Genomic DNA, 1071 nt, shown 5'->3' with positions numbered 1-1071 from the left:
ATCTGCACCGGTTCGGGTTGATCCCGGAGTTCATCGGGCGTCTTCCGGTGATCGCGTCGGTGTCGGCGTTGGACTCTGAGGCGTTGGTGCGGATCCTGACGCAGCCGAGGAATGCGTTGGTGAAGCAGTATCAGCGGATGTTCGCGATCGACGGGGTGGAGCTGGAGTTCACCTCCGGTGCGGTGGAGGCGGTCGCGGAGCAGGCGTTGTTGCGCGGGACGGGGGCGCGGGGGTTGCGGGCGATCATGGAGGAGGTGTTGCAGCAGGTGATGTTCGACGTGCCCTCGCGTGACGACGTGGAGCGGGTCGTGATCACGCGTGAGGTCGTGCTGGACAACGTGAACCCCACGATCGTGCCGCGCACGACTGCTGCACGGTCGCGGACCCCGCGGGAGAAGTCCGCCTGACACCGAGGTAGAGCCCCGGTCCACCGAGGTAGAGGCGTGGTCGGGCGAGGTAGAGCCGTGGTCGTGTTTCGGGCCCGCGGGGTCGGGTCCGCGGCGGGGGTGGTCTCGGTGCTCGGGGCTGCGGCGCCGTCACCCCGGCTCTTCGGCCGTGGGTTCTAGGAGCGCCGCTCTGACGCCCCTTCGCATCCGAGCCCACCCCCACCGCTCGGCGATCGTCTCGCCCGGGACATCGGTCGCCGCTCGCGACCATCGAGCGGCCCGCCGGAGCAGAGTGCCCGTGGCGACTCGGCACGAGGCCGACCAGACCGTCCTGGTGGGTCGACCAGGCGACGAGGTGTCGTCCCGCGCGCCAGACGCGCCCGCACCACTTGCTCGACATGACGGCACCGCGGCCGGCGACCGTTCCGGGCGCGACGGTGCGTCGACACGGCCAGTCGCGCGACCCGGCCGCCCGCGCGGCGCGGGCCGAACCCACCGCGGGCGGTCGCCCGAGGTGAGGGCCGACCAGGGTGAGACGACGTAGGGCGGGGTGGGTGGTGGTGCCGCGTCGTGGCGGGCCTGGCGGGAGCGGAGCCTGACCCGGTTTCCCGGACAGGTTCTGTTGGTTGATCATGCCGCGAGGTCGGCGGCGGTGTGAAGGGTTTCGAACTCGGTGGGGCTGCGG

At 71.5% G+C, this 1071-nt stretch carries 1 pseudogene; it reads left to right on the top strand.

Annotated features, from left to right (window positions below):
* A pseudogene (locus ACFVN3_RS20830) lies at positions 1 to 407 on the top strand (ATP-dependent Clp protease ATP-binding subunit ClpX); the annotation flags it as partial.
* Positions 408 to 1071: the final 664 nt, after the last annotated feature.

It is taken from the genome of Cellulosimicrobium sp. NPDC057862, from assembly GCF_042797035.1.
Taxonomy (GTDB): Bacteria; Actinomycetota; Actinomycetes; order Actinomycetales; family Cellulomonadaceae; genus Cellulosimicrobium.
The sequence above is the reverse complement of the archived record's forward strand: the minus strand, read 5'-3'. Positions and strand labels throughout refer to the sequence as shown.